This is a genomic window from Mycobacterium sp., from assembly GCF_035314905.1.
GTDB lineage: Bacteria > Actinomycetota > Actinomycetes > Mycobacteriales > Mycobacteriaceae > Mycobacterium.
The window spans coordinates 1-13,257 of record NZ_DATFYW010000057.1 but is presented as its reverse complement, the minus strand read 5'-3'; the positions used below and the strand labels follow the sequence as shown (position 1 = coordinate 13,257).

15 protein-coding genes, 1 tRNA gene and 1 pseudogene are annotated in these 13,257 nt (G+C 68.0%); 13 read left to right on the top strand and 4 right to left on the bottom strand.

What is annotated here, in order from left to right; all coding sequences use genetic code 11:
- Window positions 1-270 precede the first annotated feature (270 nt).
- Window positions 271-2,148, top strand: a complete 1,878-nt coding sequence (locus VKG81_RS04595; RefSeq protein ID WP_324390139.1) for an alkyl/aryl-sulfatase — start codon at window positions 271-273, stop codon at window positions 2,146-2,148.
- A gap of 16 nt (window positions 2,149-2,164) precedes the next feature.
- Window positions 2,165-2,722, top strand: coding sequence for a hypothetical protein (locus VKG81_RS04590; protein WP_324390137.1), 558 nt, complete (start codon window positions 2,165-2,167; stop codon window positions 2,720-2,722).
- Here the strand turns inward: VKG81_RS04590 and VKG81_RS04585 are convergent.
- Complete coding sequence (locus VKG81_RS04585) at window positions 2,679-3,443, bottom strand: SDR family oxidoreductase (protein ID WP_324390135.1); 765 nt, start codon at window positions 3,441-3,443, stop codon at window positions 2,679-2,681. The two genes, VKG81_RS04590 and VKG81_RS04585, sit on opposite strands and share 44 nt — an antisense overlap.
- A gap of 85 nt (window positions 3,444-3,528) precedes the next feature.
- Between VKG81_RS04585 and VKG81_RS04580 the strand changes: the two genes are divergently transcribed.
- Both VKG81_RS04580 and VKG81_RS04575 read left to right on the top strand, forming a co-directional pair.
- Window positions 3,529-4,134 (top strand): histidine phosphatase family protein, encoded by a 606-nt coding sequence (locus tag VKG81_RS04580; protein WP_324390133.1) that lies wholly within the window; start codon window positions 3,529-3,531, stop codon window positions 4,132-4,134.
- 22 nt (window positions 4,135-4,156) lie between these two features.
- Entirely contained in the window at window positions 4,157-5,194 is a 1,038-nt protein-coding gene (locus tag VKG81_RS04575) for a phosphotransferase family protein (protein WP_414685158.1), read from the top strand.
- 24 nt (window positions 5,195-5,218) lie between these two features.
- Here VKG81_RS04575 and VKG81_RS04570 read toward each other — a convergent pair whose 3' ends face one another.
- The gene (locus VKG81_RS04570; RefSeq protein WP_324390129.1) at window positions 5,219-5,584 is read right to left on the bottom strand and encodes a LapA family protein; all 366 of its coding nucleotides are present in this window, start codon (window positions 5,582-5,584) and stop codon (window positions 5,219-5,221) included.
- A 69-nt stretch (window positions 5,585-5,653) separates the two neighbouring features.
- On the opposite strand from VKG81_RS04570, the gene VKG81_RS04565 reads away from it, so the two are divergent.
- The 5 genes from VKG81_RS04565 to VKG81_RS04545 are packed head-to-tail and all read left to right on the top strand — an operon-like array spanning window position 5,654 to window position 9,702.
- Window positions 5,654-6,586 carry an ABC transporter substrate-binding protein gene (locus VKG81_RS04565; protein ID WP_324390143.1) on the top strand — a complete coding sequence of 311 codons (933 nt, stop codon included), beginning with the start codon at window positions 5,654-5,656 and terminating at the stop codon, window positions 6,584-6,586.
- 7 nt (window positions 6,587-6,593) lie between these two features.
- On the top strand, window positions 6,594-7,691 hold the full coding sequence (locus VKG81_RS04560; RefSeq protein ID WP_324390127.1) for an ABC transporter ATP-binding protein: 1,098 nt from the start codon (window positions 6,594-6,596) through the stop codon (window positions 7,689-7,691).
- Between the two features lie 3 nt (window positions 7,692-7,694).
- Complete coding sequence (locus VKG81_RS04555; protein ID WP_324390125.1) at window positions 7,695-8,336, top strand: ABC transporter permease; 642 nt, start codon at window positions 7,695-7,697, stop codon at window positions 8,334-8,336.
- Window positions 8,333-9,112: an ABC transporter permease gene (locus tag VKG81_RS04550; protein WP_324390141.1), complete on the top strand. Its 780-nt coding sequence runs from the start codon at window positions 8,333-8,335 to the stop codon at window positions 9,110-9,112. Before VKG81_RS04555 ends, VKG81_RS04550 begins: the two co-directional genes overlap by 4 nt.
- The gene (locus tag VKG81_RS04545; RefSeq protein ID WP_324390123.1) at window positions 9,109-9,702 is read left to right on the top strand and encodes a putative glycolipid-binding domain-containing protein; all 594 of its coding nucleotides are present in this window, start codon (window positions 9,109-9,111) and stop codon (window positions 9,700-9,702) included. Before VKG81_RS04550 ends, VKG81_RS04545 begins: the two co-directional genes overlap by 4 nt.
- On the opposite strand, the gene VKG81_RS04540 is transcribed toward VKG81_RS04545, so the two are convergent.
- Complete coding sequence (locus VKG81_RS04540) at window positions 9,665-10,624, bottom strand: prephenate dehydrogenase (RefSeq protein ID WP_324390121.1); 960 nt, start codon at window positions 10,622-10,624, stop codon at window positions 9,665-9,667. The genes VKG81_RS04545 and VKG81_RS04540 overlap by 38 nt on opposite strands.
- 83 nt (window positions 10,625-10,707) lie before the next feature.
- On the opposite strand from VKG81_RS04540, the gene VKG81_RS04535 reads away from it, so the two are divergent.
- The 3 genes from VKG81_RS04535 (at window position 10,708) to VKG81_RS04525 (ending at window position 11,808) form a co-directional block, all read left to right on the top strand.
- Window positions 10,708-11,229 carry a tRNA adenosine deaminase-associated protein gene (locus VKG81_RS04535; protein ID WP_324390120.1) on the top strand — a complete coding sequence of 174 codons (522 nt, stop codon included), beginning with the start codon at window positions 10,708-10,710 and terminating at the stop codon, window positions 11,227-11,229.
- A complete protein-coding gene (locus tag VKG81_RS04530; RefSeq protein WP_414685157.1) occupies window positions 11,229-11,684 on the top strand; it encodes a nucleoside deaminase in 456 nt (151 codons plus the stop codon). The genes VKG81_RS04535 and VKG81_RS04530 overlap by 1 nt, the downstream gene beginning before the upstream one ends.
- Before the next feature lie 33 nt (window positions 11,685-11,717).
- Window positions 11,718-11,808, top strand: a tRNA-Ser gene (locus tag VKG81_RS04525).
- 46 nt (window positions 11,809-11,854) lie between these two features.
- Here the strand turns inward: VKG81_RS04525 and VKG81_RS04520 are convergent.
- Window positions 11,855-12,523 (bottom strand): annotated as a pseudogene (locus VKG81_RS04520) (tyrosine-type recombinase/integrase); the annotation flags it as partial.
- A 278-nt stretch (window positions 12,524-12,801) separates the two neighbouring features.
- Between VKG81_RS04520 and VKG81_RS04515 the strand changes: the two are divergent.
- On the top strand, window positions 12,802-13,029 hold the full coding sequence (locus VKG81_RS04515; RefSeq protein ID WP_324390116.1) for a hypothetical protein: 228 nt from the start codon (window positions 12,802-12,804) through the stop codon (window positions 13,027-13,029).
- The last annotated feature ends 228 nt before the right edge of the window (window positions 13,030-13,257 follow it).

The following is a 13,257-nucleotide window of genomic DNA, read 5'->3' as shown; positions in this document are numbered from 1 at the left end:
CCCAGCAGGATGGAGCGGCCGAGTTGCTTGCGGAACGATTCGTACGGGGTGTCGTCCGGTTGACGACGGCGCGTCACGATCGCCGCGGCCGCCAGCAGCGCGCCGCCGACGATCACGACGACGCCGGTCGCGTCGACCGCCTTGCCGACGATCTCGACAACCTCGAAGAAGCTCACGGCACCGATGCTAGTGCGAATACTGCGTGAATTAGTGCGCCACACCTTGCGCGTTCGGCTGTGAAAGCCGTTCTGCGGTGGCACTGTCGGGCACATGACGCAGAAACCGCCTACTGCCGCAATCGAGCAGGCGCACAAAGAACATCTGGGGTCGCTGCCATTCGACGACACCAGAGATTTCGACGACGCCGACCGTGGCTTCATCGCGGCCAGGCACCCGTGCGTGATCCGTGCCGCCGACGGCCGGGTGGTGTGGGACAACGACAGTTATGCGTTCCTGACCGGGGAGTCGCCGACCTCGGTGCATCCGAGCCTGTGGCGGCAGGCCAGGCTGGCGGCCAAGCAGGGACTCTACGAGGTGGTCCCGGGCATCTACCAGGTCCGCGGGTTTGACATCTCCAACATCAGCTTCATCGAAACCGACAACGCCGTCATCGTCATCGATCCGTTGGTCTCCACGGAGGTGGCCGCAGCGGCGCTCGAGCTGTACCGCGCCCATCGCGGCGACCGCAAGGTCGTCTCGGTGATCTACACCCACAGCCACGTCGACCACTTCGGCGGTGTACTCGGCGTCACTTCCCAGGCCGACGTCGACGAGGGCCGGGTCAGCGTGCTGGCTCCGGAGGGCTTCATAGAACACGCCGTGCAGGAGAACGTCTACGCGGGCACGGCGATGACGCGGCGCGCGACGTACATGTACGGCACGCTGCTGGCGCGAGGACCGCAGGGGCAGGTCGGCTCCGGGCTGGGGCAGACGCCGTCGACCGGAGAGGTTGCGGTCATCAACCCGACCGTGATCATCCGCGAAACCGGCGAGAAGCACACCATCGACGGCGTCGAGATCGAGTTCCAGATGGCGCCCGGCACCGAAGCGCCCGCCGAGATGCATTTCTATTTCCCGCGCTACCGTGCGCTCTGCATGGCCGAGAACGCCACCCACAACCTGCACAACCTGCTGACGTTGCGCGGCGCGCTGGTACGCGACCCGCACGGCTGGGCCGGCTACCTTACCGAGGCGATCGACAGTTTCGCTGACCGCTCGGACGTCGCGTTCGCGTCGCACCATTGGCCGACGTGGGGCCGCGAGCGCATCATCGAATTCCTGTCCACCCAGCGCGACCTGTACGCCTACCTGCACGACCAGACGCTGAGGCTGCTGAACAAGGGCTTCACCGGGGCGGAGATCGCCGAGCAGTTCCAGATGCCGCCGGCGCTGGAGCGGGCCTGGCACACGCACGGCTACTACGGATCGGTCAGCCACAACGTCAAGGCGATCTACCAGCGCTACATGGGCTGGTTCGACGGCAACCCGGCGCGGCTGTGGCCCCACCCCCCCGAGCAGCTGGCCAACCGTTACGTCGACGCGATCGGCGGAATCGACCGGGTCGTCGAGATCGCCCAGAAGGCGTTCAACGGGGGCGACTTCCGCTGGGCGGCAACACTTCTCGACCATGCCGTGTTCACTGACCCGGAGCACCCGGCAGCCAGGGCGCTGTATGCGGACACCTTGGAGCAGTTGGCCTACGGCGCCGAGAACGCGACGTGGCGCAACTTCTTCCTCTCCGGCGCGACGGAACTCCGGGACGGGAACTTCGGCACCGCGACCCAGGCGGCGTCGCCTTCGGTGCTCTCCCAGCTCAGCCCCGAGCAGATGTTCGACAGCTTGGCGATCAGCGTGAACGGGCCCGAAGCGTGGGATCTCGACCTCGGGCTCGACGTGACGTTTCGCGACATCGACACCAACTACCGGCTGACGCTGCGCAACGGTGTGCTCGTGTACCGCAAGATGCCGGCGGACTCGTCAACCGCCACCGCGACGATCACGCTCGACAACAAGCTGCGGTTGCTTGCGCTCGCCGCCGGTGACCGTGACTCGCCCGGACTGCAGCTCAGCGGCGATCCCGACACGCTGCCGACGATTCTCGCCGTACTGGACCTGGGGGATCCGAACTTCAACATCATCACCCCGTAGCCGTAGGCTGTGGCAGGTGATCAGGCGTGTCCGCATGACCCCGGTCGGCGCGGTTGTCCGCGGCGCGTTGGCCGGTGCGGTCGGCACCGCCGCGATGGATCTGCTCTGGTACGCCAGATACCGGCGTGGCGGCGGAAGCGGCGGTTTCGTGGATTGGGAAACCTCGGCCGGTCTCGACAATTGGGACAATGCCCCGGCCCCGGCCCGGTTCGGCAGGCGCCTCGTTGAGGGGACTCTTCACCGCGAGCTGCCGCCGCAGCGGGCCCGGCTCACCAACAACGTCATGCACTGGGCCACCGGAGTGGGTTGGGGCGCCGTCTTCGGGTTGGTGAGCGGCTCGCTGACCCGCCCCCGCTGGTGGCATGCGCCGGCGTTCGGTGCCGCGGTCTGGGTGCAGTCATACGCGGTGCTCGTGCCGGCCAAGCTGTACCAGCCGCCGTGGAAGTACGGCCCGAGGACGCTGTGGGAAGACCTGAGCGCGCACCTCGTCTACGGCCTCGGCACCGCGACGGCGTTCCGCGGACTCGCGGCTACGGCAGGCCGCCGTCGGCACGAAGTACCGAACCCGTCGTGAAGCACGACGCGTCGGAGGCCAGAAACAGCGCGGCGCCGACGATCTCGGATGGCTCCCCGGCGCGCTGCAGCGCCAGGTGACCGAACGGTTTTTCGGTCGCCTGGTCGAGATTCCAGGCCCTGCTGATGTCGGTCAGAAACGGCCCGGCCATCAAGGTGTTGACCCGCACCGTCGGCCCGTACGCCTTGGCCAGACCCTCCGTCAGCGCGTTGAGGCCCGCCTTCGCCGCCGCGTAGGGAAGCATGTCGGGCGCCGGGCGCAGCGATCCGCTCGAGCTGACGTTGACGATCGAGCCGCGTCCCGCGGCGACCATCCGCTCGCCGACGAGCGCTGAGAGCCGGAACGGGCCCTTGAGGTTGAGGCTGACCACCGCGTCGAACAGCTTCTCGGTCACCGACGTCAGCGACCCGTACGTCGGTGACATCCCGGCGTTGTTGATCAACGTGTCCACCTTGCCGAACCGGTCGTATGCGGCGTCCACCAGGCCGGCCAGCTCGTCCCACCGGCCGACGTGAACCTGGTACGGCATCGCGGAGCGACCCGTCTCCCGTTCGATCTCCTCCGCGGTGGCAACGCAAGCTTCGAACTTGCGGCTGGCGACGATCACGTCGGCGCCGCACCGGGCGACGGCGAACGCCATCTCGCGGCCCAGCCCGCGGCTGCCCCCGGTGATCAACACGACCCGGTCCGTCAGGTCGAACAACTCGTCGGCATAACCCATTTCAGAGAGCACTCCTCACACCGGGCAGGCGAACGCCCGCCCGGGCTCTATCGTGGCACTGCGCCCGGCGACGAAGGATCCGAACATGCAACTCCTGCTCATCCGTCACGCGCTGCCGCTGCGCAGCGCCGCCGGCGAGGGATCGGATCCCGAGCTCTCGGCGGCCGGCCTCGAGCAGGCGCGACGGCTGCCGGAGGCGTTGAAGCGCTATCCGGTCTCACGGGTGATCAGCAGTCCGCAGCGGCGGGCCCGCCAGACCGCTCTGCCGGTGGCCGACGCGCTCGGGCTGGCCGTCGACGTCGACGACCGGCTGGCCGAATACGACCGGGATCTGGCCACCTACATTCCGATCGAGCACATCAGGACCGAGAACCCGCAGGAATGGGCGCGCATGGCCGACGGGCACCTGCCCAGCGGGGTCGACGAGAACGCATTCCGCGCGCGGGTGGCGGCGGCCGTCGCCGATGTGGTCGCGGCGGCCGGTCACGGCGCCACCGTCGCGGTGGTCAGCCACGGCGGCGTGATCAACCTGGTTCTGCACGAGATCCTCGGCACCGCGCGGCTGCTGTCGTTCCCCGTCGACTATGCGTCGGTGACGCGGTTGCTGTACTCGCGATCGGGCCGCGCGACGGTGGTGGCGGTCAACGGCACGGACCACGTGTGGGACCTGCTGCCCAGGAACCGGCGGTGAGCTGTATACAGGGTCGGTGACAATCGATAGCCTGGCCGGGCTCGACCTCGCCGCGTTGGACCGGCAGCTGCGTGCGGTCGGGGTGGACCGCAGCGGAGATCTGCGCGCCGAGCTGATCGCGGGCGGCCGCTCGAATCTGACGTTCCTCGTCAGCGACGACGCGTCGAAATGGGTGTTGCGCAGGCCGCCACTGCACGGGCTGACCCCGTCGGCGCACGATGTGGCCCGCGAATACCGCGTGGTGGCCGCGCTGGGGGACACCGCGGTGCCGGTGGCCCGGGCGGTCACGCTGTGCGAGGACGACACCGTGCTGGGCGCGCCGTTCGCGATGGTCGAGTATGTGCCGGGCCGCGTGATCCGCGGCGCGGACGAGCTGAGAGCGCTCGGCGGCCGCGACGTCATTGAGGGCTGCGTGGACGGCCTCATCCGCGTGCTGGCCGACCTGCACGGGATCGACCCCGCGGAGGTCGGACTGGCGGATTTCGGCAGACCCGACGGCTATCTCGAACGGCAGGTCCGGCGCTGGGGCGGCCAGTGGGATCTGGTGAAGCTTGACGACGACCCGCGTGATGCCGACGTGCGCCGCCTTCATTCCGCTCTCGCGGATGCGATCCCGCCGCAAAGCCGGGCGTCGATCGTGCACGGCGACTACCGCATCGACAACACGATCCTGGACGCCCACGACGCGTCGGTGGTGCGGGCGGTGCTGGACTGGGAGATGTCGACCCTGGGTGATCCGCTCAGCGACGCCGCGCTGATGTGCGTTTACCGCGATCCGTCGATGGATCTGATCGTCAATATGCCCGCAGCGTGGACGTCACCGCTGCTGCCGACCGCCGACGAACTGGCGCAACGGTATTCGGAGATGTCGGGGCAGCGCCTCGCGCACTGGCCGTTCTACATGTCGCTGGCCTACTTCAAACTGGCCATCATCGCGGCGGGGATCGATTTCCGCCGGCGCATGGCCGGCGCTGACGATGAGGTGGAGTCTTCCGACCAGGTCGGTCAGACCGTCGCGCCGCTGATCAGCGCCGGGCTCCGGGCGCTGAGGGCGTCCTGACCCCGCATACGCGGGCCGGCGCCATCAATTCGCTTCGTGTGCGTGGCCTAAATGGGCCTTGAGGTTCTTCTTCGCCGCCCGGCGCATCTGAACCATGCGGGCCGTGCCGGCCAGCACCGTGATCAGCGCGCCCCCCACCGCCGCCATCAGGAACGAGATGCCCTTCGGAGAACTCCACTGCCAGGCGAGGAACCGGATGGTGATCGAGTCGGTGTTCTGCGCGATGAACACCAGCAGCACGATCAGGATCAGCAGCCCGACGGCCAACGCCCACCAGGCGGCCGCCACTCGGGTGAACGGGACGGCCGACTTGGCCGGCGGGGCGGGGACCGGCGCGGCCTCCGCCGGAGTCGAGGGCTGCTCGGGCGGCACCTGCGGGTCACTGGTCATGCCTTCATCTTTGCCCGTGGATGTCGAGTGTCAAACACCGTACGGGCCGCTAGGGTCACGGAGGTGGGCATGCGCGGGTGGGGGGTGGCGGCGCTCGCCACCGTTTTCACCCTCACCGCCGTCGCGTGCGGAAGCTCCAACCCGCTGGGCGGCGGTGCCGGATCGTCCGACCTGAAGTCGATCGTCGTCGGCTCCGGCGACTTCCCCGAGTCGAAGATCCTCGCCGAGATCTATGCGCAATCGTTGCAGGCCAACGGGTTCAACGTAGGTCGTCAACTCGGCATCGGGAGCCGCGAAACCTACATTCCGGCGCTGAAGGACCACTCGATCGACCTGGTACCCGACTACATCGGCAACCTGCTGCTCTACTTCGACCCCAACGCGACGGTGACCACCCCCGACGCGGTTGAACTCGCGCTGCTTCGCGAGTTGCCCGGCGACCTGTCGATCCTGACGCCGTCGCCGTCATCCGACACCGACACCGTCACGGTCACCGCCGACACGGCGAGGAAATGGAACCTCAAGACCATTGCCGACCTGGCTCCGCACTCCGCGGAGGTGAAGTTCGCGGCGCCGTCGGAGTTTCTGACCCGACCGGCCGGCCTGCCGGGCTTGACGAGGAACTACGGCCTCGACATCAGCCCGGCGAACTTCGTCGCGATCAGCGACGGCGGCGGCCCGGCGACGGTCCGCGCCCTCGTCGGCGGCACGGTCACCGCCGCCAACATATTCAGCACCTCCCCGGCCATCCCGCAGAACAACCTCGTCATCCTTGACGACCCGAAGAACAACTTCCTGGCCGGCAACGTGGTCCCGCTGGTGAATTCGCAGAAGAAGTCCGATGCGTTGAAGACCGTGCTCGACGCCGTCTCTGCCAGGCTGACCACCGCCGCGCTGACCAGCCTCAACGCCGCGGTGTCCGGCAATTCAGGGGTAGACCCTGACCAAGCAGCTCGGAAATGGGTGCAGGACAACGGATTCAACCAGCCGATGGTGAAGTGAGCGGGTGGTGATCAGCTTCGACCGTGTCACCAAGCGGTATCCCGACGGCACCGTCGCCGTCGACGACCTGACCCTTCAGATTCCGTCGGGGACGCTCGCGGTGTTCGTCGGCCCGTCCGGGTGCGGCAAGACCACGTCGATGCGCATGATCAACCGGATGATCGAGCCGACGTCGGGCACCCTGACCGTCGACGGTGCCGACGTGACCAAGGTCAACCCGGTCAAGTTGCGCCTCGGCATCGGGTACGTGATCCAAAGCGCGGGGCTGATGCCGCATCAGCGTGTCGTCGACAACGTCGCCACGGTTCCGGTGCTCAAAGGCCAGTCGCGGCGCGCGGCCCGCAAGACGGCACTCGAAGTGCTCGAACGTGTCGGTCTGGACCCGAAGCTGGCCACCCGTTATCCGGCCCAGTTGTCGGGCGGCCAGCAGCAGCGCGTCGGCGTGGCCCGCGCATTGGCCGCCGACCCGCCGATCCTGTTGATGGACGAGCCGTTCAGCGCCGTGGACCCGGTGGTGCGCGAGGAACTACAGGCCGAGATGCTGCGGCTGCAAGGCGAACTGCGCAAGACGATCGTGTTCGTCACGCACGACATCGACGAGGCCGTCAAGCTCGGCGACAAGGTCGCCGTGTTCGGGCCCGGCGGCGCCCTGCAGCAGTACGACGAGCCGGCGCGGCTGTTGTCCAACCCGGCCAACGACTTCGTCGCCGGATTCATCGGCGCCGACCGTGGCTATCGGCGGCTGCAGTTCTTCCACGCCACCGGCTTGCCGCTGCACGAGATCCCACGCGTGACGGAATCCGAGGTCGACGCGCTGAACCTGTCCGACGGCGAGTGGGTGTTGGTCTGCGGGTCCGGCGGGTCGCCGTTCGGGTGGATCGACGCCGCCGGGGTGCGCCGGCATCGGGACGGCGGCGGCCTCAACGAGAGCGTCATCGCCGGCGGGTCCCTTTTCCGGCCGGAGGGCACCTTGCGTCAAGCGCTGGATGCCGCGCTGTCGTCGCCGTCGGGCATCGGGGTCGCGGTCGACGCCGCCGGCTCGGTGATCGGCGGCGTGCGCGCCGGCGACGTGCTGGGCGCGCTCGAGACGCAGCAGCGGGCCTGAGCCGTGCGATACCTGCTGACCCACCTCGACACCGCGTGGGCCCTGACGGTCATTCACCTGCGGCTGTCGCTGATCCCGGTGGTGGTCGGCCTGCTGGTCGCCGTGCCGGTGGGTGCGCTGGTGCAGCGCACGACAGTGCTGCGGCGGCTGACCACCGTGACCGCGAGCATCGTCTTCACGATCCCGTCGCTGGCGTTGTTCGTCGTGCTGCCCCTTCTCATTCCGACCCGCATCCTCGACGAGGCCAACGTGATCGTCGCTCTCAGCCTCTACACCACCGCGCTGCTGGTGCGGGCCGTGCCGGAGGCGCTGGACGCGGTGCCTGCGCAGGTGCGCGACGCGGCGACGGCGGTCGGCTACCGTCCGCTGATCCGGATACTCAAAGTCGAACTGCCTCTGTCGATTCCGGTTCTCGTCGCGAGCCTTCGCGTGGTGGCCGTGACGAACATCTCGATGGTGTCGGTGGGTTCGGTGATCGGTATCGGTGGCCTGGGCACCTGGTTCACCGAGGGTTATCAGGCTGACAAGAGCGATCAGATCATCGCGGGCATCATCGCGATTTTCGTGCTCGCGGTCGTCGTCGACACGCTGATCATGGTCGTCGGGCGGATGGCGACACCGTGGGTTCGGGCGGGGGCCCGGTGAACTTCCTTCAACAGGCGTTGTCGTACATCTTCACCGCGGCCAACTGGGGTGGCAGGGCGGGGCTGGGCGCCCGGATCGTGGAGCACCTGCAGTACACCGTGATCGCGGTGGCGGTCGCGGCGTTGATTGCTGTCCCGATCGGGCTGATCATCGGCCACACCGGTCGCGGCACCTTCGTCGTGGTCACCGGAGTCAACGCACTGCGCGCGCTGCCGACGTTGGGTGTGCTCTTGCTCGGTGTGCTGCTGTGGGGGCTGGGGTTGGTGCCGCCGACGGTGGCGCTGATGCTGCTCGGCATCCCGCCCCTGCTGGCCGGCACCTACGCCGGAATCGCCAACGTCGACCCGGCCGTTGTCGACGCTGCCCGGTCGATGGGCATGACCGAAACGAGGGTGCTGTTCAGGGTCGAACTGCCCAACGCGCTGCCGTTGATCTTGGGCGGATTGCGCACCGCCACGCTTCAGGTTGTGGCGACCGCGACGGTCGCCGCCTACGCCAGCCTCGGCGGCCTCGGCCGGTATCTGATCGACGGCATCAGGGTGCGCCAGTTCTACATCGCGCTCGTCGGGGCGTTGATGGTCACGGCGCTGGCGCTGCTGCTCGACGGTGTCCTCGCGTTCGCGGTGTGGGCCTCGGTGCCGGGCACGGGACGGTTGCGCCGGGTGCCGCAGCCGTTGGTCGACGACGTCGCTTCTGTTGCCGCCGGGTCTTTGTTCGCACCCACTTCCCGTACCGGCGGCGCGCAAGTCGACGCGTCGCTTACGGTAGACAGGTGAGTGCGAGCCCGAACGAGACAGAGCATGGCTGGCCGGCGATTCTGACCTGGCGTGGCCACGACGTACCGCGCATGGAATCCGCACGAGTGCAGCTGTCCGGCAACCGGATCAAGGCCTACGGCCGGATCGTGTCGGGTGCTACCGACGCCCATCCCGCGTTCAGCGCGTCCTACGACCTCGTTACGGACGACGCGGGTGCGACGAGACGCTTGTCGCTGAGCCTGACGCTGGCCGAGCGTGATCGCCAGCTGTCGATCGCGCGCGACGAGGAGAACATGTGGTCGGTGTCCGGCCACCAGGGCGTGTCCGCGCGGGCCGCGTTCAGCGGCGCCCTGGATGTCGACGTTGTGTTCAGTCCGTTCTTCAACGCGCTGCCGCTGCGGCGCACCGGGATCTATAAACGGCACGACTGTGTCTCGGTGCCGGTGGTGTACGTGATGCTGCCCGAGCTGTCGGTGAACCCGGCGACGATCACCTACACCAGCGGCTCCGACGGCATCAAGCTGCACTCACCGGTGGCCGACACCACGGTCAGCGTCGACGACAGCGGGTTCATCCTCGACTATCCGGGCCTGGCGGAACGGTTCTGATCACGCCGCCGGCACGGCCCTCCGCGGCCAGTTCCTCGCGCCAGCTTTCCTCGCCGATCGTGATGCCGACGATCTCGTGGCGGGGAAACCCGTCGTAGCGGGTTCTTGCGGCGTGTCCGTCGTCGACCAGTTCGGCGACCGATTCGTTCTCAGAGAGCGTCTCACGCGCGTGGCTGAGCAATTCGATGGCGCGGTCGAGCAGCGGCAACACCTGCGGGGCGTTGGTCTCACACATCGCCCGCACAAGCTCCGGCGTCGTGGCCGCGACCCGCGTGGCGTCCCGGAACGAGCCCGCGGCCAGCGCGAACGCCAGCGGGACTTCGGAGGCGATGACCGCGATGGCTTCGGCGACCAGATGCGGCAGGTGTGAGATGGCCGCCGCGGCCGCGTCGTGCTCGTCGGAGCGGGCAGGCACCACGACGGCGCCGCAGTCCAGGGCCAGCCGTGCGACCGTCATCCACACGTTCGGTTCGACGTGCCCGTCGACGCAAACCACCCACGGCGACCCCATGAACAGGCGGGCGTTGCCCGCCGCCCAGCCCGAATGGGTGGTGCCGGCCATCGGGTGTCCGCCGACGAAGTTGCGCAGCAGGCCGACCTCCTGGACCTCCTGCAGGACTGCGGATTTGACGCTCGTAACGTCGGTGAGCACGCAGTCGGGCGCCGTGTCGCTGACGTAGCTCAGCAGGATGGGCAGTGCCGTGGCGGGAACGGCCAGCACGATCAGCGCCCCACGCTCCGCGGCCAGCCCCAGCGCCTCGTCGAGGTGGGTGGTGGCATCGAAACCGTCGAATCGGGCGGCCTGCACGCCCTCCACTGACCGGTTGTAGCCGAAGACCTCGCGGCCGGCCGCGGCGGCGGCCCGCAGGACCGACCCACCGATGAGTCCCAGACCGAGCACGCAAACGGGTGTCTTGGCCACGGGTCAAGATTGGCACACCTGCATGGGGCACTCGCGCTCAGATAGTGGTCAAGGCCCCTGGTCAGGGACTACCGTATCGGCCCATGGGACCACAGCGGGCAGCGGCGCGGGACCAGGGTGCGGACAGCCCGGACGGCTTCGGTGTGGCCGTGGTCCGGGAGGAAGGCACGTGGCGGTGTTCGCCGATGCGCGCCCTGTCCCTGACCAGCCTGGCCGCAGCGGAGACAGAGCTGCGTGAATTGCGAAGCGCCGGAGCGGTTTTCGGGCTTCTCGATGTGGACGACGAGTTCTTCATCATCGTCCGTCCGGCGCCGTCGGGCACGCGGCTTCTGCTGTCGGACGCGACCGCGGCCCTGGACTACGACATCGCCGCCGAGGCGCTGGACAAGCTCGACGCCGACATCGGGTACGACGAGCTGGACGGCGCCGAGCCGTTCGAGGAGGGCGACCTCGGATTGCTGGCCGATGTCGGTCTGCCCGAGGCGGTGCTGGGGGTGATCCTGGATGAGACGGATCTGTATGCCGACGAGCAACTGGGCATGATCGCGGCGCGGATGGGCTTCGCCGACGAGCTGTCGGCGGTGCTCGACCGTCTCGATCGGTGATGGGAGACGACGACCTCATCCGCGTCGCGCTCGCCGCAGCCGCCACTGCCGGGCCCCTGGACGTGCCGATCGGCGCCGTGGTCTTCGCCCCCGACGGTACCGAGCTGGCCCGTGCGGCCAATCAGCGCGAAGCGCTGGGCGACCCGACAGCGCACGCCGAGATCCTTGCGCTGCGGGCAGCCGCGCGGGCGCTGGGCGATGGCTGGCGGCTCGAGGGAACCACGCTGGCTGTCACGATCGAGCCGTGCACGATGTGCGCGGGCGCGTTGGTGCTGGCGCGGGTGAGGCGGCTGGTGTTCGGGGCGTGGGAGCCGAAGACGGGTGCCGTCGGTTCGCTGTGGGATGTGGTCCGCGACCGGCGCCTGACGCACCGGCCCGAGGTGCGCGGCGGGGTGCTGGCCGACGAATGCGCCGCGCCGGTGGAGGGCTTCTTCGCGCGTCAACGGGCACGGTGAATAGACGACCGACGGCCCGGTAAGCTGCTTCGCGGTGGCGTGTCCGAGCGGCCTAAGGAGCACGCCTCGAAAGCGTGTGACGGGTAACCCCCGTCCGAGGGTTCAAATCCCTCCGCCACCGCCAAAGCTGCAACCCTGTTTATGCAGCTAGATGCCGATTTCTGTGTTTGCTAGCAACCGTCGGATACTCCCCGTGGCCACATTTTGGCCACACTTTCACGTGAATACCGGCGATCCAGAGTGACCGCGACCGCGTCCAGATCGTCGTCGAACAGATCCGCATAGGTGTCGAGGGTGACCTTCGCCGACACGTGCCCGAGCATGCGCTGAAGCGCCAACACATTCACCCCGGCAGAGACCGCCAGCGACGCGCACGTGTGCCGCAGATCGTGGGGTGTGATCTTCTGGACCTTGGCTTTCCTGACCGCTGAGGCGAACCACCCGGCCGACGACTTCGGCCGGGGCAGGTACCGGCCGTCTCCTGCGGGGAACACGAGGTCGCTGGGAGCCTTGCCTTGACATTGCACCGACAGCTCATCAAGCACGAACGCGGGGACCGGCACCGAGCGGGCCTTGCGGCCCTTTGTCGGACCGACGGCGTGGTTCACGCTGAGCTGTACCGCGTTCTCCGACACCGACAGCCGCCGCCGCAGGAACTCGACATCACGCACACGCAAAGCGACCGCTTCGCCCCACCGCACGCCGCAGTAGGCCAGCACTAGCACGAGCGCCCGATGCTGGCCGGACTCGTCGGCCAGCCGGTGCACGTCATCGGCGGACAGGTAGACGTGACGGCGTGCCGTCTTGCGCGGCAGGTTTTCCACGCCCTTGGCCGGATTGGCCGTTCCAAGTGACACAGGATAGATACGCCCTCGGGGAGGCATCCAGGCACCCGGAGGATCGGGCAGTCAAGGCTGTTAGCTGTGGTTTTGCCTTGCACACCTGCGCAGAACCTTCGCAGTTTTCGGCAGCAAAGTACACCAACCTCGCCGGTCGCGTTTCCAGGTTGAACCGGCGGGGTTTCCGGCCCGGAAGAGACTCAACGGCATGATCAGAAAGACACCATCTTCGCAGGTAGAACCACTAACATAAGCCAGCGCCCTGGTAGGGTTAACCCATGGGTGGCCCGTTTATCGAGATCCGGATAACCCACCCCTGGGAACTCATCCAGCCGACGCCCGAGGCCCTCCGCCCGCGGCTGCTGGACTGGCAGGTTGACGACAAGGGCAGGCACGTCGCCTGGCGCTACCGGATAACCCGCTACGAGCAGGACGGTGAACCGAGGTGGTGGTTGGACGGGACCGGCCAGCACCCGTGGACCAGCGACGACGTCGAGTACCTGTAGGACGTGGCCGAGCACCACGCCGATCGACTGCTGCGCAGACAGCGATCGCGGCCCAAGAGCATGTACAACGGCCAGGAGCCGCCGCTGTGGATAGGCGGTCGAGGGTGGTCCTCATGAGAACTGGGAATTGTGGCCACCCGCAGACAGCGGCGAAATTCGGCCCCTGATCGGCAGCCAGTTCCCAAGGCGCAATAGAGCGTTATGCCGATTTGATGCTCACGCATGCTG